Source organism: Bordetella parapertussis, assembly GCF_020735925.1.
Taxonomy (GTDB): domain Bacteria; phylum Pseudomonadota; class Gammaproteobacteria; order Burkholderiales; family Burkholderiaceae_B; genus Bordetella; species Bordetella pertussis.
In genome coordinates this window covers 2,637,378-2,660,014 of the sequence record NZ_CP085971.1, presented here as the reverse complement: position 1 = coordinate 2,660,014, position 22,637 = coordinate 2,637,378, and the positions used below count along the sequence as shown (strand labels likewise).

The window sequence follows — 22,637 nt, the reverse complement described above, 5'->3', positions numbered from 1 at the left end:
GCCTAGGCTTTGTCGTTCCAGAATGACAGCGGCGGTGGCGCCGCCATGCCGGCGGCCAGGTTGTCGCGCATGTGGGCGGCCCGGCCGGTGCCGGGTATCGCGCAGGTGACCGCGGGATGGCTGAGCACGAACTTCAGCAACACTTGCGCCCAGCTGGTTGCGCCGATGTCGGCCGCCCAGGACGGCAGGGGCCGGCCGGCCAGGCGGCGCAGCAGGCCGCCGCCGCCAAACGGCCGGTTGACCAGCACCGCCACGCCACGGTCGGCGGCCAGCGGCAACAGGCGCTGCGCGGCCTGGCGGTCGTCCAGCGCATAGTTGATCTGCAGGAAGTCCAGCCGCTCGGCGCGCAGCACCGCCTCGACTTCGTCATACGCGCTCGCCGTGTAATGGCTGATGCCGACGTAGCGGATGCGGCCGGCGGCCTGCCATTCGCGCAGCACCGGCAGGTGGGTGCGCCAGTCGAGCAGGTTGTGGATCTGCATGAGGTCGATGCGCTCGCCGCCCAGCTGGCGCAGCGACGCCTGCATTTGCGCCAGGCCGGCGGCGCGGCCGCTGGTCCACACCTTGGTGGCGACAAAGGCGCGCTGGCGCAGGCCGGCTTCGGCCAGCAGCCGGCCGGTGACGGCCTCGGCGCGTCCGTACATCGGGGAGCTGTCCAATACCGTGCCGCCGGCGGCGAACAAGGTCCGCACGACCTCGCCGAGGGCGTCGTACTCGGCCGAGGGCCGGGCGACGTCGAAACCGATGTAGGTTCCGCAGCCGATCACGGGCAGCGGGGAGCCGTCGGCCGGGACCGGCCGCGTCAGCAGACTGGGCGCGGCCGGGACGCGCGGGGCGGCCAGGCCGAGGGCAGCCGCGCCGGCCAGGCGCAGGAAGCGCGCCCGGCTCATGGGCAGGTACTCGGCCGGGCGGGGCGCGGGACCTACTTCACCAGCGTGATCGGCACGTCGGCCAGGTGGATCACCTTGCGCGCCACCGATCCCAGCAGCAGGCCGCCGACCGCGCCCAGGCCCCGGGTGCCCATGACGATACGGTCGCACTGTTTCTCCTTGGCGTAGTTGGCGATGGTCTCGCCGTACTGCCCGGTGCGCATTTCGGATTCGAACGGGATGCCGGACTCGGCGACGACGGGCAGGACGGTGGCCAGGGCGGCTTCGCCTTCGGCCTGGTAGTAGCTTTGCAGCTCGTTGTGGCGCAGGAACATCTTGGCGTGGCCGGAGATGAGCGGCAGCTGCACGTTGAGCAGATGCAGCTGGGCGCCCTTGCTGTCGTTGGCGACCTTGATGGCTTCACGCACGGCGCGCACGGCGCATTCGGAACCGTCCACGGGAACCAGGATTTTCAGCATATCAGCCTCTGTGTTGAGAGTTGTCCATGGTTCAGCATAGGTTATCGCCTTTTTCAGCGCATTGACAGGAATCAATCCTGGTCGCGGCGCCTGCGTTGCCTGGCGCCCAGCAAGGCGCCCAGGCTCATGCCCACCAGCGCCAGGGCGTAATCGGCCAGCGCGACGCGCAGGTGGGTGGCTTGCGCTTCGGGGGGCAGACAGGCGTAGGACAGTCCGTGGCGGTCGAACCAGACTCCCGGCGCGAGCTCGGCCGGCCGGCCATCGGGCGGCAGGTGGGCGCGGGCGCGGTTGTACAGGCCGAGGTTGCAGCCCAGCGGCGTGGCGGCATCGATGGCGGCGAGCTGGGCCGGCGTGCATTGCTGCAGCCAGGTCGTGGCGGCGGCCAGCAGCAGGAATGCCAGTGCGGCCACGGCCAGGGCCGCCACCCGCGCGCGCGGGGCCAGGCGCGCCAGCACGGCGCCGGCGGCCAGGGCGCTGAGCAGGGCGAGAAAGAATGTGAGGCTCACCCGGCCGATGGGCAGCCGCTGCTGCACGGCCGGCGCAAGGTGGTTGGCCAGGATGGCATGGAGCGCGGCGCCCACCACGCCGGCCAGGCCGATGCGGGAGAACTTCGACATGGCGCGCACTATATTATGAGGGCCCGATCGCGAATCGCTGGAACAGCAGGCTAAATCGGCCGTTGCGCCGGGTCATCGGGGGGCGGCGACAAGGGGGCGATGGCCGCCGGGTGCAGGCAGGCATCCACCGAGCACGGGCCCGGGCCGTGGCACCACAGCAGCGCCAGGCAGGCCAGCCACAGGGCCGAGGGCAGGGGTATCCAGAGGCCATGGGCCGGCAAGGCCAGTGCGACGCCGGCGATATGGGCGGCGGTCATGCCGGCGGCGGCGATGCGGGTGGAGGCGCCGGCCATCAGCAGCACCGCGCAGCCCGCTTCGAATGCGGCGTAGAGCGCCAGCGGCGTGGCGCCGGCGGCCACGCCATCGAACAGCGGGCGAACCGGCCGCAAGTCGACCAGGTAGCGCCAGGCGCAGAACAGTCCGCTTATGCCCATGCCCACTCGCAGCGACAGGACCGTGGCCGCCCAGGCCAGGGACAGGAGCCGGTGCGGGCGGGGGGCGAGAGAAGAGAGGCTGGTGCGCGACATCTGAGGGCGTTCGGAAAATAACCGCCCCATTATGGGAAGTCGCCTGGTTGATGTGGTCAGGACTTTATTTACAGAAGCGTAGGATATTTCTTAAGTCCGTCCAGCGCGTCCAGGCACAGCCGCAGGTCGCGCGCCAGGCGGCGCGCCGTGGCGTGCTCCAGCGTGGCGATGGTGATGCGCAGGCCATGGACGTCCTCGCGTACGCCGAAGGACCTGCCGTTGCGCAAGCGCCAGCCGCGATGCGCGAGCTCCAGCAGCAGCGCGGGGCTGTCCTGGGCCAGCGGCACCCACAGGTTCAGGCCGTCGGCCGGCCACTGCGCGGCGATCCCTTCGGCGCGCAGCGCGTCGGCCAGCCAGGTGCGCCGTTGGGCGTAGGCCCTGCGCGCCTGGGCCATCCGCGCTTGCACCGGCGCGGATGCCAGGCAGCCCGCCACGACGTCCTGCAGCAGGTGGCTGACCCAGGTCGTGCCGCTGGCCAGCCGCAGGCGCAGGCGCCGCGAGGTGTCGGGATCGCTGGCGACGAAGGCCAGCCGCAGGTCGGGCCCGAGCGCCTTGGAAACCGAGCGCACCAGGGCCCAGCGCAGGGCGGCGGCGGGAATGGGGCTGTGATAGGGCGAGGCCGACAGGTGGGCGAAGTGGTCGTCGGCGATGACCATGACATGCGGGTAGCGTTGCAGCACCTGGCGCAGCGCCCGCGCGCGGGCGCGGGTGAGGCTGGCGCCGGTCGGGTTCTGTGCGCGGGGTGTCAGCAGCACGGCCTGCGCGCCGTCGGCCAGCGCGCGCTCGAGGGCGTCGGGCAGCATGCCGGCGGCGTCCAGCGCCACGCCCTCGGCGTGCAGGCCCAGCGCGCGGAGCGCATTGATGCTGCCGAGAAAACCCGGAGCCTCGACCGCCACCGTGTCGCCCGCGGCGAGGTTGGCGCCCAGCAGGCGCTCGATGGCGTCGATGGCGCCGTGGGTGAGATCGACCTCGAAGGCGGCCGGGCAGTCGCCGGCATACCACTGGCTTGCATAGGCCTGCAGGCGCGGGTCGACCGTGGCTTCGCCGTACAGGCGCGGCGGGCTGGCGCGTCCGGCCATGATGGCCAGCGGATCGGGCAGGCGGGCGGGGTCGGGGTTGCCGCTGGCCAGGTCGATCAGGGGCGAACCGGGATGCGCGCCGTCCTGCTCGCCCGGCTCGGACGGGCCGCGGATGATGGTGCCGCGCCGGCCCTGGCTGAGCGCCAGGCCGGCGCCGACCAGCCGCTTGTAGGCGGCGGCCACGGTATTGCGATTGACCCCCAGCGTCTGCGCTAGCTCGCGCACCGGGGGCAGCGCCTGGCCGGGCAGCAGGCGGCGCGCCTGCGCCAGCTGGCGCACGCTGTCGAAGATCTCGGCCGCGCTGGCGCCGGTGATGCTCATCTGGCCTGGGTCGTTATATACTTTGTCATAGGACAAATTCTATAGGATTCGAAACAGCCATGCACGCCGATACTGCCCAGGATGCGCCCGACGCGGCGGCGCGTTACCCCCGCGCCGACAGCGTGGCCGATTTCGAGCACAACCTGGCGGCGGTGCGGGCCCGCATGGCGGCGGCCTGCCAGCGGGCCGGGCGCGACCCGGCCGGCGTGCGGCTGTTGCCGGTCAGCAAGACGGTGGACGAGGCCCGCATCCGCATGTCGTATGCCGCCGGCTGCCGCGAGCTGGGCGAGAACAAGGTCCAGGAGGCCTACCGGAAATGGGAGGCCATGGCCGACCTGGCCGACTTGCGCTGGTCGGTGATCGGCCATCTGCAGACCAACAAGGCCAAGCTGGTGGCGCGCTTCGCGGCCGAGTTCCAGGCGCTCGACAGCGTGCGCCTGGCCGAGGCGCTGGAGCGCCGCCTGCAGGCCGAGGGGCGCGCGCTGGATGTGTACGTGCAGGTCAATACTTCGGGCGAGGCCAGCAAGTACGGCCTGCATCCGGACGAGGCGGCGGCCTTCATCCGCCAACTGCCGAGCTACGGCGCGCTGCGTGTGCGCGGGCTGATGACGCTGGCGGTGCTGTCGGCCGACGCCGCGCGCGTACGGCAGCTGCGTACCTTGCGCGACCGCCTGCGGCAGGAAGCGCCGGCCGGCGTGAGCCTGGACGAGCTGTCCATGGGCATGTCGGGCGACTACGAGATCGCCATCGAGGAAGGCGCCACCGTGGTGCGGGTCGGCCAGGCGATCTATGGCGCGCGCGCCTTGCCCAACGATTATTACTGGCCCGACAGCGGCGCGGCGGACCGGGCGGAGGACGAATGATGAAGCTGGCGGCCCCCAATCCGCAGGCGCTTGCGCCGCTGCCCATCGACGTGGTGTCGATCCAGTCGCAAGTGGTGTACGGCCAGGTCGGCAACAGCGTGGCCGTGCCGGTGTTCAATGGCTTCGGCCTGCGGGTGGCGGCGGTGCCCACGGTGGTGCTGAGCAATACGCCGCACTATCCGAGCATGCATGGCGGCGCCGTGCCGCTGGATTGGTTCGAGGGTTATCTGGCTGACCTGGGCGCGCGCGGCGCGCTGGCGGGGGTGCGGGTGGTGCAGCTGGGCTACCTGGGCGGGCCCGCGCAGGCCGAGGCGCTGGGCCGCTGGATCGCGGGCCTGGTGGCGGTGCGTCCCGACCTGCGCGTGCACATCGATCCGGTGATCGGCGACCACGACAGCGGCGTGTACGTGGCGCCCGGCATGGTCGCGGCGTACCGCGATCATCTGCTGCCGCTGGCGCAGGGCTTGACGCCCAACGGCTTCGAACTGGAATGCCTGACCGGGCTGCCCACCGGCACCATGGAGCAGACCATCGCCGCAGCCCGCACCCTGCTGGGCGGGCGCGCCCGCTGGGTGATCGTGACCAGCGCGGCGCCGGCCACCTGGCCGCCGGGCCGGGTGCGCGTGGCGGTGGTCACGCACGACGACGCGCAGGTGCTGGAGCATGCCCATGTCGACACGGCGCCCAAGGGAACCGGCGATATGTTCGGTGCTGCGCTTACCGGCCACCTGCTGGCCGGCCAGCCGGTGGCCGAGGCCGCGCGCCGCGCCGCCCTGCAGGTCATCGAGGCGCTGGAACGCACGCGCGAGGCGGGCTGCGGGGAGCTGCTGCTGGCGGGGCCGCTCAGGTAGCGTCGTGTTACCTCGCGTAGTGGTATGACCGGCGCGGCCTGCAATACAGTGGTTCATTGGGCCGGCGGCAGCCGGCCATGGCCGCCACACGAGGACCGCGATGCTGCGCAAGGGAGACCGGGTTTCCAGCCCGTGGACGAATACGCTGGCGCGTCTGGAGGACGAGCGGGTGATGCTGCAGCGCATCGCCGCAGGCGTGCCCTTGACCGACGTGCTGCTGCACGTGATGCAGGCGGTCGAGGCGCAGTCCAGCGTGGAGCTGCTCACCTCGATCGCGTTCGTGGATGACTCGGGCATGCGCCTGCGCCATGTGGCGACGCCCAGCCTGCCGGCGGCCTATGTGCAGGCCACCGATGGCGCGGCGATCGGCCCGGGCGTGGCGTCGTGGGGCGCGGCGGCGTTCCTGGGCACGCCGGTCTATGTCGAGGACCTGACCGTGCATCCCAATTGGCCGCCCTGGCGCGAGGCGGCGACGCAGCACGGCTTGCGCGCCTGCTGGTCCACGCCGATCAAGGCGACCGACGGGCGCACCCTGGGCGTGTTCTCCAACTACTATCGCCAGCCGCGCCTGCCCACGCGCGAGGACATCGAGGCGATCGCGCTGGTGACGCGCACCGCGGCGCTGGCCATCGAGCGCCACCTGACCGAACAGGCGCTGCGCAACAGCAGCGTGCGCTGGCGCGGCATGTTCGAGCGCATGCAGGAGGGTTTCTTCCTGGCCGAGGCGCAGCGCGACAGCACGGGCAGCGTGGACGATTTCACGCTGCTGGAGATCAACCCGGCATTCGAGACGCAGAGCGGGCTGGCCGTCGGCCAGACGCTGGGCCCCATGCTGCGCGTCATGAGTCCGGCCGCGGCCGACAGCATCATGCGGATCTTCGTGGGCGTGATCGAGAGCGGCGAGCCGGCGCAGTTCGAAGTGGAAGCGCCCGGGCCGCCGCAGGCCTGCTACGAATGCCGCGCCGGCAAGGAAGGGCATGATCGGGTGGCGGCCTTGTTTCTCAATGTGACGGCGCGCAAGCTGGCCGAGAGCGAGCTGTGGGAGCGGCAGTACCGCAAGAATTTCCTGCTGACCCTGGGCGATCGCATGCGCGAAATCCACCAGCAGGACCAGATCGAGCAGATGGTGTGCGAGGAGTTGGGCCGGCACCTGGAACTGGGCGCGGTGGCGGTAATGGAATCCGTGCCGCAGCGTGGCGACCGCATCGCCGCAAGCTGGGGGCCGCGGCCGCCCTACGATGGACGGTCGATGCTGGAGTCCGCGCCGCTCACGCCCGATTACTACGAGGCGGTGCGCAAGGGGCGCACGGCCTATCTGTCGCCGTATCTGGCCGGCCCGGCGGGCAACCAGCAGCCTTCGGCCATCGTGGTCCCGCTGCGCCGCTGGGGCCGCGCCGACGGCACCTTGCTGGTGCGGCCCGATCCGACCCATCCGCTCAAGGGCACGGACATCGCTTTTATCGAAGAAGCGGCCGAGCGTATGTGCGAAGCGATCGAACGTTCGCAGTACGCGCGCGTGCTGGAACAACGCGTCGAGCACGCCATCGCCGAGCGCGACCGCATCTGGCGCCTGTCGCCCGAACTGCTGGCGGTGGCCGACCATGGCGGACGGCTGGTATCGGTGAACCCGGCAGTGCGCGCCATATTGGGCTGGTCGCCCGAACAGTTCCTGGCGATGGGGCTGGACGAGGGCGTGCATCCCGAGGACCTGGCGTCGATGCAGGCCACGCTGGAGGCCGAGCCCGCCGAGGGCATGCAGCCGGTGCGGCACCTGGAAAGCCGCCTGCTGCACAAGGACGGTAGCTATCACTGGATTACCTGGAGCCTGTCGCGCGCCGAGGGTAATGTGTACCTGGCCGGGCGCGACGACACCGACCTGAAGGCGCAGGCCGAAGTGCTGCGCCAGACGGAGGACGCCCTGCGGCAGTCGCAGAAGCTGGAGGCGGTGGGCCGGCTGACGGGTGGGATCGCGCACGACTTCAACAATATGCTGCAGGGCATCTCCGGCGCGCTGTACCTGATAGACCGCAAGCTGCGCCGCAGCAAGCCGGAGGAGGTCGGCAAGTATGTGCGCACCGCCCAGGAATCGACCGACCGCGCCGCGCGGCTGACCCAACGGCTGCTGACTTTCTCGCGCCAGCAGGCCATCGATCCGCAGGTGTTCGATCCGGGCGATATCCTGCGTTCCATGGATGAGCTGTTTCGCCGCTATACGGGCGAGCAGGTGCGCCTGACGCTGAAGCTGCCGGCGCAGTCGTGGCGGGTGCGCTGCGACATGAACCAGTTCGAGAACGCGGTGCTGAACCTGGTGATCAACGCCTGCGACGCCATGCCGGCCGGCGGCGATCTGGAGATCGAGGTCGCCCACCGCGAACTGGACGCGGCGGCGGTGCAGACCAATCCCTGCGCCGAGGCGGGCGAGTTCGTCGAGGTCTGTGTCTCGGACATGGGATGCGGCATGGCGCCGGACGTGCTGGCGCGCGTGTTCGAGCCGTTCTTCACCACCAAGCCGATGGGGCAGGGAACCGGCCTGGGGTTGTCGATGATTTATGGTTTCGCCCAGCAGGCGGGCGGCATGGTGACGATAGCCAGCGTGCAGGCCGAAGGCACCGCGGTGCGGCTGTTCCTGCCGCGCCATGTGGGCGAGCCCGTGGCCCTGCCGGCGCCCGAGTCGTCCGAGCCGCCCGCCGCGCCCGCGCATGCGGCGGTGGTGGCGCTGGTGGAGGACGATGAGCATGTACGCGACATGGTGCGCGCGGCGCTGGAGGAGCTGAACCTGACCGTGCTGACGGCGGCCGACGGCGACGCCGGCCATCGCCTGCTGCAAAGCGACGCCAGGATAGACCTGTTGTTGAGCGATGTAGGGCTGCCCGGCATGAACGGCCACGCGCTGGCGCAGGCCGCGCGGGCGCTGCGGCCGGCCCTGCGCATCATTCTGATGACGGGCTACGCCGATGAACGCGAGAATGGCTGGGCCCGGCAGGAGCGCGACGTCAGCCTGATACGCAAGCCGTTCTCGCCCGGGGAGCTGACCGCCCGCGTGTGCCGCTTGCTGGCTGCCAGTCAGGACTGAACGCGGCACAGCGCCACCGGCCAGCGCGCGAGCAGTTCGCTCAGCGCCAGGGCGCGGCCCTGGTGGCCGGCGTGGGTAAGGATGTCGCGCCAGGGCGGGGCGTCGGCCGGCAGGTGTACGCAGGTGTCGCGCCAATGCGCGGCGGCGTCCCGGTCCGGTCCGGTCTGCCCGGCCAGCGCCAGGGCGCTGGCGCGCGGCACGACGATCAGGGCCTGTTGCGGCCCGCGGGTGCGCAGGCAGGCCAGCACATGCCGGGCGCGCGCGCCGCTGACGCGCAGCCAGCGGCAAGCGCCGTGTTCGAACAGCGCGGGTTGCTCGCGGCGCCATTGCAGGGCGCGGGCCACCAGGGCCTGCTTGGCGCGGCCGTCGCGCCACAGCTCGGGCAGCGCCAGCGCGCCGTTGCCGAGACTGGCCAGCGCGCCGCGCCGCGCGGCGTAGTCCACGGCGCGGCGGTTGTCCGGGTCCACCAGGCTGAGGTCCCACGTTTCACAGCCTTGGTATAGATCCGGCACGCCGGGCAGGCCCAGCCGCAGCGCGGTCTGGGCCAGGCTGTTGACCAGTCCGGCCGGCGCCAGCCGGCGCGCCAGGGCGGCGACGGCGGGCAGCGCCGCGCCATCGTCGGCCAGGGCGCGCAGATAGCGCGCGCACAAGGTTTCGTGGGCCAGGTCGGGACAGGTCCAGCTGCTGCGCTGCCTGGCTTCGCGCAGGGCCTTGGCCTGCCAGGCGGCCACGCGCCGCAACAGCGCGGCCATGCCGGCCTGGTCGTCGGGCGCGAGGTCGGCGGGCCAGGCGCCCACCAGGGTCTGCAGCAGCATGTAGCGGTCGGCCCAGGCGGGCGGGGCGGCGCTGCCGCCGGCGTCGGCTAGCCATTGCCGGGCCCAGTCGCACCATTGTTGCGGCATTTCGCTCAGCACCGCCAGGCGCGCGCGCACGTCCTCGCCGCGCTTGTGGTCGTGGCTGGCGGTGGCCAGCAAGGCTTGCGGATGGCGGCGCGCGCGCGGCCACACTGCGGCGCAGCGCGCCGCCGCCCAGCGCGAACTGGGCCGGCGCGGCGCCGACTTCGTTGCGCGAGAGCAGGGTGCCGTCGCGGTAGAACCAGGTATCTTCGAGGGCCTTGGCCGCCAGGGGCGGGGTGAGTTGCTGCAGGCGCCGCAGCGCCAGACGGTGCGGCGCGTCCGCCATGCGTCCGTCGAGAGCCAGGCAGAGCGCGGCCAGCAGCGCCTGCTGGGCAGGGTCGAGGTGGGCGTTGGCGCGGGTCTGCGCCGTCTGGCGCCAGGCCTGGTCGGCGGCCTGGCCGGCGCCGCCTTCGGCATAGGTGCGGTAGACGGGAAAGCAGGCCAGCCATTGCGTGAGCACAGGGTCGATGGCGGCCGCCGAGGCGCGCAGTTCGGGCAAGTCGGCCAGGCTGCGCGCCAGCGCGCGCCGCTCGGCGCCGAAGTGGCGCCGCAACAACCATAGACGTATCCGCCGCAATTGTTCGCGCCAGTGTGGCCAGGTGCCGGCATTGTCGCGCCAGAACGCGGCCAGCGGCGTGGCGCCGCGCGCGTCGTGCAGCCAGGCCGAGGCTTCGTTCATGAAGTCGTAGCCGGTGGTGCCCTGGACCGGCCAGTCGGCGCGCAGCGTCTCCTTGTCGCCGAGGATCTTCTCCACCACCACATAGGGTTCGGCGCTCAGGCCGCGCGCGGCGCGCGCCTGGCCGGCCTGCGCGAGCTCGGCGCGCAGGCGGCGGCAATAGGCGCCGGGCTCGGCCAGGCCATCGACATGATCGATGCGCAGCCCATCGATCAGGCCCGCGCGGTACAGTGCCAAGGGCAGTGCATGCACGGCGTCGAATACCTCGGGCCGTTCGACCCGCACGCCCACCAGATCGCCGATCTCGAAGAAGCGCCGCCAGTTGATGGCCTGCGCCGCGCTGCGCCACCATGCCAGGCGGTAGGCCTGCGCCCGCAGCAAGGCATGCCATTGGGCGGGCGTTCCGCCATGGTGCAGCAGCAGCGCGGCCATGGGCAGGCTCGCCGGCGCCAACGGCAGGTCCAGCCCGTTGGCATGCAGCGCCGGCGTGCCGTCGGAGCCGGCGCGCAGCCCGATCTCGCCGCTGGCCAGCGCGGCGCGCGCGCCGCAGGTGAGCACGGGCAGCAGCACCCGGCCGCGCAAGGTCCGGCCGGGGGGGCGCCAGTCGATGTCGAACCAGTCGGCATAGGCGCTGGCCGGACCGTCGCGCAGCACCTCGCGCCACCAGCGATTGTCCGGATGGGCGGCCATGTGGTTGGGCACGATGTCGAGGATCAGGCCCATGCCGCGCGCACGCGCCGCGCCGGCCAGGCGCCGCAGCGCCGCCAGCCCGCCCAGTTCGGGGTTGACCTGGGCGTGGTCGATCACGTCGTAGCCATGGGTGGAGCCGCGCCGCGCGCGGGCGACCGGCGACAGGTACAGATGGCTGATGCCCAGCGCGTCGTAGTAGTCCAGCTGGGCGCCGGCGGCGTCGAGCGTGAAGCCGGCATGCAACTGCAGGCGGACGGTGGCGCGGATCATGGCCGTCCCCGGTGCGCGGCGATCGCCGCCAGCGCCAGGCGCGCGGCCGGCTGCACCAGCATCGCCGCGGCGGTTGCGGGCATGCGCCGGCGCCAATTGGGATGGTCCGGGCAGCCCGGCACGTTGGGCTGTTCGGCCAGCCCCGCCAGATCCTCGAGCGGCACCAGCATCAGCGGCGCACGGCTGCGCGCCACATGGGACAGCAGGGCGGCGCAGGGCGGCTCGGCGGGCGGCGCCGTAGCGGCCAGGCCGGGCGGGGCCGCCTGGCGCCACAGGGCGCGCCGGTCCTGGTCGCGCTGCCGGCGCTGCGCGTCGGCCTCGTGCGCAGGCACGCACCAGTCCAGATCGCGCGCCTGCCACCAGCCTCGCAGGGTAGGCAAGTCGTGCGTGCTGGTCATGGCGACGGCGCTGGCGGGCCAGCGGCCCGGCGGGCGAAAGCGTCCCGCGCCGCCTGGCCCGGTCTCGCGCTGCAGCCACAGTACGTCCATCCCGAGCACGCCGTGCGCGCGCAGGCGCGCGTTGAAGTCCCGCGGCACCGTGCCGAGGTTCTCGCCGATGAGCACGGCGCGGTGGCGCCACGCTTCCAGGGCCGCCAGGCGCAGCAGGTCTTCGACCGGAAAGGCCAGGTACGCGCCCTGGTCGGGCGGCGCGCCCTCGGGGATGACCCAAAGGCGCGCCAGGCCGAGTACGTGGTCGATGCGCACGCCGCCGGCGCTGGCCAGCGCGCGACGCAGCATGTCGATGTAGGCCGCGTAGCCTTGCGTGGCGAGCGTGGCGGGCGAGCAGGCGGTCAGGCGCCAGTCCTGCCCGCCGGGGTGGCGCAGGTCGGGCGCCGCGCCCACGTTCAGCCCGCCGAGCATGGCGTCGGGCTGGGCCCAGGTCTGGCTGCCGGCCGGGTCCACCCCGACGGCGAGGTCCGCGATCAGCCCCACGCCCATGCCCGCCGCGCGCGCGGCGGCCTGGGCGTGCGCCAGGCTGCGCCGCGCCAGCCACTGGGCAAAGACGTGGAAATCCATCTCGCGCGCATGTTCGCGCGCGCAGCCGGCGGCCAGCGCCGCGGCGGGGCGGCGCCACGCCGCCGGCCAGCCGCGCCAGTCGGTGGCGCCATTGGCCGCGTGCAAGGCCTCGAACAGGGCGTGGTCGCGCAGCGCCTGGCCGCCTTCGGCGCGAAAGCGCGCCAGTTCGGCGGCGCGCGGGTCGTCGGCGGCCAGGCCGCGGTGCAGGCGCCGCAACATGGCCAGCCGCGCGCCCGCGGCCTGCGGCCAGTCGATCAGGGGGGCGTCGGCGCCGGACGAGGGCCGGCGCGCGGCGGCGCATTCGGCGTCGCTGAAGGTGTCGAGCGGGTCCGCGTACAGGATGTTGAGGAACAGCCGCGTGGAGGGCGAGTACGGGCTGCAGCGCCGCGGAGCGGCGGCAAACAGCGCGTGTGCGGGGCTGAGCGCCACCGCGTCGGCGCCGTGGCCCGCCGCGGCGACCGCCAGTTCGGCCAGCGCGCCGAAATCGCCATGGCCGCCATCGGGGTCGGCCGTGCCGCGCAAGCTGTAGATCTGCGCGGCCACGCCCCAGCGGCGCGGCCGTGGACTGGCGAGCAGGCGCGCCAGCGTGGGCGCGCGCGGCGGCGCGACCGCCAAGGCGATGGACGCGCTGCCCAGCCGCAACGTGTGGTAGCCGGGTTGCCTGGGTGCGCGCAGCGCCAGGCCGCCGGCGCCATCGGGCTCGGCCAGGCCGTGCGCCACCTGGCCGTTGTCCAGTTCGATGGCGTAGGGCGCGGCCGCGTCGCCGGGCACGCGCAGCATCCCGCCGGCGCGCGCGGTCAGCATGGCCGGACGCCGGGCGCGCCAGCGCGCCAGGGTGTCGGCGGCCTGGGCCGGCGTAGCCGCGGGCAGGTCGAGCGCGGCCAGTACCGCGCGCAAGACCGGCGGGGCGACGGCACGCGTGCGGCCCCATACATCGGTCCAGCGCGGCGAGACGCCCGCCAGCGCGCACAGCCGGGCGAGGGCCTGGTTCTCGCTCATGGCGCGGGCTCCCACAGCGCCAGCGCGCAGCCGCCGCGCAGCACGCCGGCGGCCAGGTCCTGGCCCGCGCCGGCCAGTCTGGCATAGGCCAGCTGGCCCGCCGGCGGCGCGGGCACGATGACGCTGCCGGGCAGCAGGTTGGCGTACAGCGTGAGCCGGGCGCCATCGCCCAGCCGCCACGCGGCGCGCACCGCCGCCGGGCCCAACGCCGCGGCGCCGTCTGCGCGCGCGCCAGTCAGGCGCCCGCCCAGCAGGCGCGCGCGCAGGCGCAGCAGTTCGCGGTAGTACTCGAACCAGGCCTGGCGTTCGGCGCCGGGCGGCGGCCAGGGGCACGAGCGGCGGTAAGTGTCCGGATCGTTCGGATCGGGCGGGGGATCGCAATCATGCATCGACGCCGCGAACTCGCGCGCCCGGCCCGCGCGCACCGCGGCGGCCAGCTCGGGACCGTGGCTGGTGAAGTAGAAGAAGGGCGCGGTCGAGCCGTACTCTTCGCCCATGAAGAGCAGGGGAATGTGCGGCGCCAGCAACTGCAACGCGATGGCCGCGCGCAGGGCCGGCGAGCCGGGAGCGAGCAGCGAGGTCAGCCGCAGGCCGTCGGCGCGGTTGCCGACCTGGTCATGATTGTGCAGGAACAGCACGAAGGCCCACGGCGGCAGGTGCGCGCTGGGCTCGCCGCGCGCGCGCCCGCCGCGCGTGGGCGCGGCCTGGCCCTGGTACACGTAGCCTTCGCCGAGCGCGCGCGCCAGCAGCGCGGCGGGCGCCTGCGCGTAGTCGGCGTAATAGCCCTGCCGCTCACCGGTCAGCAGATGGTGCAGGACATGGTGGGCGTCGTCGTTCCATTGGGCATCGAACCCCTGTTCCAGCAGGCTGGCCTGGTTGGCGTCGTTTTCCACCACGAGGTGGACGCGGCGGTCCGGACAGGCCGCGCGCGCCTCGCGGGCCAGCCCAGCCAGCCAGTCGGTGCGGCCCATGGCGTGCACGGCGTCGAGCCGCAGGCCGTCGAAACGATATTCCCGCAGCCAGTACAGCGCGTTGTCGATGAAGTAGCGCTGCACGGCCTGCTGCCGCGGCCGTGCGCGAAACCCGCGCCCGGGTGCAGCGCGCCCTGCTGGCCACCGTCATGCTGGCCGACGGCACGCCCATGCTGCTGGCCGGCGACGAGTTCGGCAACAGCCAGGGCGGCAACAACAACGCCTACTGCCAGGACGGCCCGATGGGCTGGCTGGACTGGGCCGTCGCCCAGAGCACGCCGGGCCGCGCCCTGACCGCCTACGCCGTGCGGCTGGCAGCGCTGCGCCGCGCCCACCCGAGCCTGCGCGCGACGCGCTACGGCGACCCCGCGCACCAATGGCAGGAAGGCCTGGGCGCCATCGACTGGTTCAATGCGCGCGGCGCGCCCATGACGTCCGCGGACTGGGACGCGCCCGAAGGCCGTCTGCTGGTCCTGCGCCGCGCCCTGCCGGACCCGGCCCAGCCTGGCCGCGTCGACGTCACCCTGCTGCTGTGCAACGCCGCGGCCGAGCCGCGGCCCTGCGTCCTGCCGGCGCCGACGCTGGCCTGGACCCTGGCGCTCGACAGCGCCTCGCCCGAGGCGCCGGCCGCGCCTTGCGGCGGGCCCGAAGCGATCGTGGGCGCGCGCGCCGTGCTGCTGTTGACGGCGTCGGTCGACGGCGCGCACACGCCATGAACCGGCCGGCCGCCATGGGCGCAACGGTCTGCGCGCCCGGCAAGATCCGCTTCCGGCTCTGGGCCCCCAGCGCGCCGCCCGCGCTCGCCCTGGAGATCGAAGGCCGCGCGCCCATCGCCCTGCGGCCCGGCCCCGACGGCTACGCCCAGGCCATCGTGGACGGCGCGCCCGGCCTGCGCTATCGCTATCGGCTCGCCGTGGATTGCGCCGTACCGGACCCCGCCTCGCGGCTGCAGGACGGCGACGTGCACGGCCACAGCGTGGTGGTCGGACCCGACCGCTATCCGTGGCGCCACACCGGGTGGCGCGGCCGTCCCTGGCAGGACAGCGTCATCTACGAAGCGCATGCCGGCCTGTGCGGCGGCTACGCCGGCCTGCGCCGCCGCCTGCCCGAGGTGGCGCGCCTGGGCGTCACGCTGCTCGAACTCATGCCCATCGCGGATTTTCCCGGCCCGCGCAACTGGGGCTACGACGGCGTGCTGCCGTACGCGCCGGACACCGCCTACGGCACGCCCGATGAACTGAAGGCCCTCATCGACGCGGCGCACGGCCTGCAGATGGGCGTCATGCTGGACGTGGTCTACAACCACTTCGGGCCCGACGGCAATTACCTCCATCGCTACGCCGCCGACTTCTTTGACGCGCGCGCCGACACGCCGTGGGGCGCGGCCATCGACTCGCGCTGCTGGCGGCTCCCTCGACGCCCCAGTTGCTGCTGTAGTTCTCGCCGTGGCCGTCGGCGCCGTCCTCGCCGTTGGCCTCGTTGTGGCGCTCGGCGAAGCTGACCACGTCCTGCAGCGTGAAGCCGTCATGGGCGGCGGCGAAATTGATGCTGCTCCAGGGCCGCCGGTGGCGGTGGTCGAACACGTCGCGCGAGGCGGTCAGGCGCGTCGCCAGCGCGCCGGCCATGCCCGGGTCGCCGCGCCAGAAGCGCCGCGCGGTGTCGCGGAACTGGTCGTTCCACTCGGCCATGCCGGGCGGGTGGCGGCCCAGCTGGTAGCCGTCGGGGCCGACGTCCCAGGGTTCGGAAATCAGCTTGACGCGCGCCAGCACCGGATCCTGCAGCAAGGCGTCGAAAAAGCCGCTGCCGGCATCGAAGCCGGTACCCTCGCGGCCCAGGGTCACGCCCAGGTCGAAGCGAAAGCCGTCGACGCGGTAGTGGACGGCCCAATAGCGCAGCGAGTCCATGACCATCTGCAGCACGCGCGGATGCGACAGGTTGAGGGTGTTGCCGGTGCCCGTGTCGTCGATGTAGCGGCGCTCGTCGCCGGGCACCAGCCGGTAATAGCTGGCGTTGTCGAGCCCGCGCCACGATAGCGTGGGACCGAGTTCGTTGCCTTCGCAGGTGTGGTTGTAGACCACGTCCAGGATGACTTCGATGCCGGCCGCGTGCAGGCGGCGGATGGCGCGCCGCAGGTCGTGGGGCTGGCCGTCGGCCAGATAGGCCGGCTCGGGCGCGAAGTACGCCAGGGTGTTGTAGCCCCAGTAGTTGCGCAGCCCGCGTTCGACCAGGGTGCGGTCCTGCAGGAAGGCATGCACCGGCATCAGTTCCAGCGCGGTGACGCCCAGCCGGTGGAGATGGTCGATGAAGCGGGGGTCGGCCAGGGCGGCGCAGGTGCCGCGGATGGGTTCGCGCAGGTCGCTGCGCAGCATGGACACGCCGCGCACGTGCGCTTCGTAGATGACCGTGTGCGCCCACGCCGCGGCGGGGCGCCGCGTTGCGCCCCAGTGGAACGCCGGCTCGGTCACCACGGCTTTGGGCACGCCGGCGGCGCTGTCGCGCCGGTCCATGCTGAGGTCGGCGCGCGGGTGCTGCATGCGGTAGCCGAACAGCGCGTCCGACCAGCGCAGCGCGCCGGTCAGGGCGGTGGCGTACGGGTCGAGCAGCAGCTTGTGCGGATTGAAGCGATGGCCGGCGCGCGGGTTGTACGGTCCGTGGGCGCGATAGCCGTAGACCAGGCCCGGCTGCGCGTCGGGCAGGTAGCCGTGCCACACCTCGTCGGTGCATTCGGGCATGGGCAGGCGCGCCAGCTCCTTGCGGCCGCGCGCGTCGAACAGGCAAAGCTCGATGCGCGCGGCGTTGGCCGAGAACACGGCGAAATTCACGCCCAGGCCGTCGCTGGTGGCGCCCAGCGGGGCGGGCAGGCCGGGCAGCAGTCGGTCGGGCAGCGACGGATACATGGCTTTACTCCGAGTGGCGCAGGTACAGCGCGGTGAAGCCGGGCAGGTCCAGGACCAGCGATTGCGGGTGCCCATGGGCCGGGATGGGTTCGCTGCGCAGGCAGATGGGCGGACCGCCGCCGGCGCCGCCGTAGCGCGTCGCCCCGGTGTCCACGCGTACGCGCCAGTCGCCCGCGTGGGGTACGCCGAAGCGATAGCCCGGTCGCGGCACCGGCGTGAAGTTGCACACGGCCACCAGGCAATGGCTGGCGTCCACGCGGGCGAAGGCGAGCACGCTGTTGTCCGCGTCGTCGCCGACGATCCAGGCGAAGCCGCTCGGGTCGGCGTCGCGGCAATGCAGTTCGGGCAGGGTGGCGTAGACGTGGTTGAGATCCGCGACCAGGCGCTGCAGCCCGCGATGGGCCGGATCGTCCAGCAACGACCACTGCAGCATGGCGTCGTGGTTCCACTCGCCTTGCTGGCCGAACTCGCCGCCCATGAACAGCAGCTTCTTGCCGGGATGGGCCCACATGAAGGCGTAGTACAGCCGCAACTGGGCCAGCTGGGCGGCCCGCTCGCCCGGCATCTTGCCCAGCAGCGAGCCCTTGCCGTGCACCACTTCGTCATGCGAGAGCGGCAGCACGAAGCGTTCGGCATAGGCATAGACCATGCCGAAGCTGAGATCGTGGTGGTGATGGCGGCGATGGATCGGATCGCGCCGCATGTAGCGCAGCGTGTCGTGCATCCAGCCCATGTTCCACTTGTAGTCGAAGCCCAGACCGCCGTTGGCCACTGGCGCGGTCACGCCGGGCCAGGCGGTGGACTCCTCGGCCACGGTGATGGCGCCGGGGCACTGGACGCCCACGGCGGCGTTGAGTTCGCGCAGGAAGTCGATGGCTTCGAGATTCTCGCGCCCGCCGTGGCGGTTGGGGATCCACTGGCCGGCCGGGCGGCTGTAGTCGCGATACAGCATGGACGCGACCGCGTCCACGCGCAGCCCGTCTACATGGTAATGGCGCAGCCAGTGGATGGCGCTGGCGATGAGAAAGGCCCGCACCTCGCGGCGGCCGTAGTTGTAGATCAGCGTGTTCCAGTCGGGATGGCGGCCTTCGTGCGGGTCGGCGTGCTCGTAGAGCGGCGTGCCGTCCAGGCGCGCCAGCCCGTGCGCGTCGTCGGGGAAGTGGGCCGGAACCCAGTCCAGGATGACGCCCAGCCCGGCCTCGTGGCAACGGTCGACGAAATGCGCGAAGTCGGCCGGCGCGCCGTGCGCGGCCGCCGGCGCGAACAGTCCGAGCGGCTGGTAGCCCCACGAACCGCCGAAGGGATGCGCCATCACGGGCAGCAGCTCGATATGGGTGAAGCCCAGCGAGCGCGCGTATTCGGGCAGGCGGGCGGCCAGGCTTTGCCAGCGCGGCGCGCCGGCGTCGTCGAACCAGGAGCCGGCATGCACTTCGTAGATGGAGATCGGCGCGTCGCAACGCTGGCGCGCCGCGCGTTGTTCCATCCAGGCCTCGTCGGTCCACGCGAAGGGGCGTTCGTCGGGGACGATGGACGCGGTGGCAGGCGGCGCCTCGGCCTGGCGCGCCAGCGGGTCGGCCTTGAGCACGGTATGGCCGTCGGCGCCCAGCACCTGGAATTTGTAGCGCGCGCCCGGCCCCACGTCGGGCAGGAACAGCTCCCAGACGCCCGCCGGATAGCGCAGGCGCATGGCGTGGCGCCGGCCATCCCAGCCGTTGAAATCGCCCACCACCGCCACGCGCCGAGCATTGGGCGCCCATAGCGCGAAGCGGGTGCCCGCGCAGCCGTCCACGCTGGCGGCGTGCGCGCCCAGCAGGCCGGCCAGGTAGCGCCAGCCGCCGGCCGCGCAATGGTCGAGCTGGGCGGTGTCGAGCACCGGCCCGAATGCGTAGGGGTCGGCGGTGTGCTGGATGCCTCCCTCCCATTCGATGCACAGTCGGTAGGCTGCCGGCGCGCCCGGCTGCAGGCCCGGCACGGTGTTTTCGAACAGGCCGGGCTGCATGGGCAGCAAGGGTGTGCGCTGGCCGCCGGGCAGCACGGCCATCACGGTGCGCGCGCCGGGCGCCAGCACGCGCACCACGGTATGCGCGCCGGCCTGGTGCGGCCCCAGCACGGAAAACGGATCGGCATGGCGGCCGGCCAGCAGCGCGTGCTGGGTGGCCGCGTCCAGCGTGCCCTGGATGGAAGGCGAATCTCGCATCATGGCGCCGGTCCTTCATCGTGGTCGACGGCGGCCGCCAGCAGCGCGGCGCGGGCGGTTTCGGCCAGGCCATGGATGGGCACCGGCAGGCGCTCGGGCCGGTAGGCCGACTCGTAGCAGATTTCGTAGGCGGCCTTCTCCAGCAGGTACAGGCAGGTAAGCGCCTGGGCACGCTCGGGCGGCAAGGCCAGCACGGGGTCGATGGCATTACCATAGCTGGCCAGCAGGGCCGCGCCGGCGCGCTGCCGGAAGCGCGCCAGCAGCGCCTCGCGCGTTTCCCGGGGCGCGCTGGCCGGGTCGGCCGGCTCGGCCACGCCGGTGTTGAAGTCGCGCGGCGCGCCGCCCAGCGGATCGTCGCGGCTGAGTTCGGCCACCGCATAGTCGAACGAGCGCAGGATGCCGGCAACGTCCTTGAACGGGCTGCTCAGTTGCCGGCGCTCGGCCATGGGCCGGGCCGGCTCGCCCTCGAAATCGATCAGGTAGGCGTCGGTCTGCGCGACCAGGATCTGGCCGAGATGGAAGTCGCCGTGCACGCGGATGCGCAGCGCGCCGGTTTCGGCCTGCGCCAGTGTCATGATGTGGGCCGCCAGCCGGTCGCGATGCTCGAACAGCCATTGCGCGCAGGCGTGCGATGCAGGGGCGAGCCCGCTCTCGCACGCCCGCAAGGCCTGCAGCGCGCGGTCTAGCTGCGCCACCGCGTGCTCGCCCGCCAGGGCGGCGTCGCGCTCGCTGGCCGGCCGCGGCGCGAAGCCCGGCAGTTCGCCGGCACGCGCCAGCACCGAGTGCATCTGAGCCAGGCGTTGCCCGATGGTGCCGGCCAGCACTTCGTAGCCGGCCAGTTCCTGCTGGTAGTCGTCGGCGCTGGCGCCGGTCAGCATGGCGGCGTCGACCGTGCGCTTCAGGTAGGCCACGGTCCAGTTCCACGCATCGCCTTCGTTGACGACGTAGGCGTGGGCCAGCGCCAGCGTATGGGGCGCCTGGTCGCCCTGCACGCGCACGACCTCGCCCAGCAGCGCCGGCGTATGCGCGTAGCCGGCCTGGGTGAGGTAGCGCGTCATCTCGGCTTCGGGGTGCGGGCCGGCATGCAGCTCGCGCAGCAGCTTGAACACGACGCGCTCGCCGACCAGCAGCGAACTGTTGGACTGGTCGGCGCTGAGCGCGCGCACCTTGCTGTCATCGCGCAGCGCCAGGTCGGCCAGGCCCGGCTCGGGCAGGAAGCGCAGCCGCACGGCGGGCTCGCCGCCGGCCTGGATATCGCGGCCGGCCGTCAGGGCCGCCAGCAGCACGCGCGCATAGCCGGGCTGCAGCGAGGCGTCGGTGAGCGTGCCCAGCTGCGCGCCGCGCCGCACGCGCGCCAGCGGATACTGGGCGGCGGTATCGTCCTGCCAGGCCAGCGCCACCGGCGTATGGAAGCGGCGCGGCGGTCCGTCGTCGCTGACTTCGATCTCGGCTTCGTAATAGCTTTCCACGTCGTCGTTCAGCGGCACGCTGTAGGCCAGCCGCATGACGCCGGGTTTGCGGCGCGCGGCCTACCAGCGCTGCCGCTGCAGGTAGGCCGGCAGCACGTCCGCTTCCAGCTGGCGGCGCGATGCCTCGGTCAGGCGCAGCGCCGCGCCCGCGCCGCGCGACACCAGGGTGATCGATTCCGGCATTTGCGGCGGCAGCTCGCTGTGCCACGCGGGCGGCGCGGCGCCGGCGCTCAGGTCCAGCCAGTAGAAGCCGAAAGGCGGCAGCGTCAGCAGATAGGGCAGCTCGCCGATCTGCGGAAAGGCGGTGCCGCCCAGCATTTCCACCGGTACGCGGCCGGCGTACTCGGACAGGTGCAGTTCGACCGGCTGGGCCGCCTGCGAAAGGTTGGCCACGCACAGCACCACCGTGTCTTCCCAGGTGCGCAGATAGGCCAGGATCTTGCGGTTGCCCGGATACAGGAACGACAGTTCGCCACGGCCGAACACATGGCTCTGGCGGCGCTTGGCCAGCATGCGGCGGGTCCAGTTCAGCAGCGAATGCGGGTCGCGCTGCTGCGCCTCCACGTTGACCGCCTCGTAGCCGTACAGCGGCCCCATCAGCAGCGGCAGCGGCAGGCGCTCGGGGTCGGCGCGCGAGAAGCCGCCGTTGCGGTCGGGCGACCATTGCATGGGCGTGCGCACGCCGTCGCGGTCGCCCAGGTGGATGTTGTCGCCCATGCCCAGCTCGTCGCCGTAGTACAGCACGGGCGTGCCCGGCATGGACAGCAGCAGGCTGTTCATCAGTTCGATGCGGCGCCGGTCGCGCTCGAGCAGCGGCGCCAGGCGGCGCCGGATGCCCAGGTTGATGCGCGCGCGCGGCTCGGCCGCGTAGACGTTCCACAGGTAGTCGCGTTCGCGGCTGGTCACCATCTCCAGGGTCAGCTCGTCGTGGTTGCGCAGGAAAATGGCCCATTGGCATTGCGGCGCGATGGACGGCGTCTGGCGGATGATGTCGGTGACGGGCAGGCGGTCCTCCTGCGCGATGGCCATGTACATGCGCGGCATCAGGGGAAAGTGGAACGCCATGTGGCATTCGTCGCCGGCGCCGAAGTACTCTTGCGCGTCCTCGGGCCACTGGTTGGCCTCGGCCAGCAGCATCCTGCCGGGATACTCGCTGTCGATGACGCGGCGGATGCGCCGCAGGATGGCGTGGGTTTCCGGCAGGTTCTCGTTGTTGGTGCCTTCCCGCTCGACCAGGTAGGGCACCGCGTCCAGGCGCAGGCCGTCCACGCCCATGTCCAGCCAGTAGCGCATCGCGCCCAGCACTTCGCGCAGCACCTGCGGATTGTCGTAGTTCAGGTCGGGCTGGTGCGAATAGAAGCGGTGCCAGAAATAGGCGCCGGCCACCGGGTCCCAGGTCCAGTTGGACTTTTCCGTGTCGCAGAAGATGATGCGCGTGCCGGCATAGGCCTTGTCGTCGTCCGACCAGACGTAATAGGCGCGGTGCGCCGAACCCGGCCGCGCGGCGCGGGCGCGCTGGAACCAAGGGTGCTGGTCGGAGGTGTGGTTGATGACCAGCTCGGTGATGACGCGCAGGCCGCGCGCGTGGGCCGCCCGCACCAGCCGCCGGGCGTCGGCCAGCGAGCCATAGTCGGGGTGCACCCCGCGATAGTCGGCGATGTCGTAGCCGTCGTCGCGGCGCGGCGACGGATAGAACGGCAGCAGCCAGATGGAATTGACGCCCAGCTCGACGATGTAGTCCAGCTTGGCCAGCAGGCCGGCGAAGTCGCCCACGCCGTCGTCGTTGGCGTCGAAGAAGGACTTGACGTGCAACTGGTAGATGACGGCGTCCTTGTACCAGAGCGGGTCGGGAGCGGGATGGGTGGCAGGCATGATCG

10 protein-coding genes and 6 pseudogenes are annotated in these 22,637 nt (G+C 72.4%); 5 read left to right on the top strand and 11 right to left on the bottom strand.

The genetic code is table 11. The features are described 5' to 3' along the window. Positions 1 to 2: 2 nt before the first annotated feature. The 5 genes from LK409_RS12665 to ptsJ form a co-directional block, all read right to left on the bottom strand. Positions 3 to 890 (bottom strand): aldo/keto reductase, encoded by an 888-nt coding sequence (locus LK409_RS12665; RefSeq protein WP_010926674.1) that lies wholly within the window; start codon positions 888 to 890, stop codon positions 3 to 5. A gap of 32 nt (positions 891 to 922) precedes the next feature. Further along, positions 923 to 1,348, bottom strand: coding sequence for a universal stress protein (locus tag LK409_RS12660; RefSeq protein ID WP_003811322.1), 426 nt, complete (start codon positions 1,346 to 1,348; stop codon positions 923 to 925). A 71-nt stretch (positions 1,349 to 1,419) separates the two neighbouring features. Next, positions 1,420 to 1,965: a hypothetical protein gene (locus tag LK409_RS12655; RefSeq protein WP_225665619.1), complete on the bottom strand. Its 546-nt coding sequence runs from the start codon at positions 1,963 to 1,965 to the stop codon at positions 1,420 to 1,422. A gap of 50 nt (positions 1,966 to 2,015) precedes the next feature. Beyond that, positions 2,016 to 2,522 (bottom strand): hypothetical protein, encoded by a 507-nt coding sequence (locus LK409_RS12650; RefSeq protein ID WP_003811324.1) that lies wholly within the window; start codon positions 2,520 to 2,522, stop codon positions 2,016 to 2,018. A gap of 38 nt (positions 2,523 to 2,560) precedes the next feature. After that, positions 2,561 to 3,892, bottom strand: coding sequence for a MocR-like B6 salvage transcription factor PtsJ (gene ptsJ / locus LK409_RS12645; protein ID WP_010928794.1), 1,332 nt, complete (start codon positions 3,890 to 3,892; stop codon positions 2,561 to 2,563). Positions 3,893 to 3,951: 59 nt separating this feature from the next. Here ptsJ and LK409_RS12640 point away from each other — a divergent pair, with 59 nt between their 5' ends. From LK409_RS12640 to LK409_RS12630, 3 genes are all read left to right on the top strand, one after another. Further along, positions 3,952 to 4,755: a YggS family pyridoxal phosphate-dependent enzyme gene (locus LK409_RS12640; protein WP_010928793.1), complete on the top strand. Its 804-nt coding sequence runs from the start codon at positions 3,952 to 3,954 to the stop codon at positions 4,753 to 4,755. Then, positions 4,752 to 5,606 (top strand): pyridoxine/pyridoxal/pyridoxamine kinase, encoded by an 855-nt coding sequence (gene pdxK, locus LK409_RS12635; RefSeq protein WP_010926672.1) that lies wholly within the window; start codon positions 4,752 to 4,754, stop codon positions 5,604 to 5,606. Before LK409_RS12640 ends, pdxK begins: the two co-directional genes overlap by 4 nt. A 100-nt stretch (positions 5,607 to 5,706) precedes the next feature. Further along, on the top strand, positions 5,707 to 8,679 hold the full coding sequence (locus LK409_RS12630) for a GAF domain-containing protein (RefSeq protein WP_010928792.1): 2,973 nt from the start codon (positions 5,707 to 5,709) through the stop codon (positions 8,677 to 8,679). Here the strand turns inward: LK409_RS12630 and treY are convergent. From treY to LK409_RS12615, 3 genes and pseudogenes are all read right to left on the bottom strand, one after another. Beyond that, a pseudogene (gene treY / locus LK409_RS12625) lies at positions 8,670 to 11,211 on the bottom strand (malto-oligosyltrehalose synthase). The gene LK409_RS12630 and the pseudogene treY overlap by 10 nt on opposite strands. Next, complete coding sequence (malQ, locus tag LK409_RS12620) at positions 11,208 to 13,226, bottom strand: 4-alpha-glucanotransferase (protein ID WP_010928791.1); 2,019 nt, start codon at positions 13,224 to 13,226, stop codon at positions 11,208 to 11,210. Before malQ ends, treY begins: the two are co-directional and overlap by 4 nt. Next, positions 13,223 to 14,293, bottom strand: a pseudogene (locus LK409_RS12615) (DUF3459 domain-containing protein); the annotation flags it as partial. The pseudogene LK409_RS12615 and the gene malQ, both read right to left, overlap by 4 nt. Here LK409_RS12615 and LK409_RS12610 point away from each other — a divergent pair. Both LK409_RS12610 and LK409_RS12605 read left to right on the top strand, forming a co-directional pair. Then, positions 14,287 to 14,913 (top strand): annotated as a pseudogene (locus LK409_RS12610) (glycogen debranching protein GlgX); the annotation flags it as partial. The pseudogenes LK409_RS12615 and LK409_RS12610 overlap by 7 nt on opposite strands. Continuing rightward, positions 14,910 to 15,596: pseudogene (locus LK409_RS12605) on the top strand (alpha-amylase family glycosyl hydrolase); the annotation flags it as partial. The pseudogenes LK409_RS12610 and LK409_RS12605, both read left to right, overlap by 4 nt. On the opposite strand, the pseudogene glgX reads toward LK409_RS12605, so the two are convergent. From glgX to treS, 3 genes and pseudogenes are all read right to left on the bottom strand, one after another. Further along, a pseudogene (glgX, locus tag LK409_RS12600) lies at positions 15,538 to 17,094 on the bottom strand (glycogen debranching protein GlgX); the annotation flags it as partial. The pseudogenes LK409_RS12605 and glgX overlap by 59 nt on opposite strands. Positions 17,095 to 17,098: 4 nt before the next feature. Continuing rightward, the gene (glgB, locus tag LK409_RS12595) at positions 17,099 to 19,294 is read right to left on the bottom strand and encodes a 1,4-alpha-glucan branching protein GlgB (RefSeq protein WP_010928786.1); all 2,196 of its coding nucleotides are present in this window, start codon (positions 19,292 to 19,294) and stop codon (positions 17,099 to 17,101) included. Then, positions 19,291 to 22,632 (bottom strand): annotated as a pseudogene (gene treS, locus LK409_RS12590) (maltose alpha-D-glucosyltransferase). Before treS ends, glgB begins: the two are co-directional and overlap by 4 nt. Between the last annotated feature and the right edge of the window lie 5 nt (positions 22,633 to 22,637).

Bases quoted from the DNA above. Each gene is read 5' to 3' on its own strand.
- LK409_RS12660 (WP_003811322.1), bottom strand. From the start codon at position 1,348: ATGCTGAAAATCCTGGTTCCCGTGGACGGTTCCGAATGCGCCGTGCGC.
- pdxK (WP_010926672.1), top strand. From the start codon at position 4,752: ATGATGAAGCTGGCGGCCCCCAATCCGCAGGCGCTTGCGCCGCTGCCC.
- glgB (WP_010928786.1), bottom strand. From the start codon at position 19,294: ATGATGCGAGATTCGCCTTCCATCCAGGGCACGCTGGACGCGGCCACC.
- malQ (WP_010928791.1), bottom strand. From the start codon at position 13,226: ATGAGCGAGAACCAGGCCCTCGCCCGGCTGTGCGCGCTGGCGGGCGTC.
- LK409_RS12655 (WP_225665619.1), bottom strand. From the start codon at position 1,965: ATGTCGAAGTTCTCCCGCATCGGCCTGGCCGGCGTGGTGGGCGCCGCG.
- LK409_RS12630 (WP_010928792.1), top strand. From the start codon at position 5,707: ATGCTGCGCAAGGGAGACCGGGTTTCCAGCCCGTGGACGAATACGCTG.
- LK409_RS12665 (WP_010926674.1), bottom strand. From the start codon at position 890: ATGAGCCGGGCGCGCTTCCTGCGCCTGGCCGGCGCGGCTGCCCTCGGC.
- LK409_RS12650 (WP_003811324.1), bottom strand. From the start codon at position 2,522: ATGGGGCGGTTATTTTCCGAACGCCCTCAGATGTCGCGCACCAGCCTC.
- LK409_RS12640 (WP_010928793.1), top strand. From the start codon at position 3,952: ATGCACGCCGATACTGCCCAGGATGCGCCCGACGCGGCGGCGCGTTAC.
- ptsJ (WP_010928794.1), bottom strand. From the start codon at position 3,892: ATGAGCATCACCGGCGCCAGCGCGGCCGAGATCTTCGACAGCGTGCGC.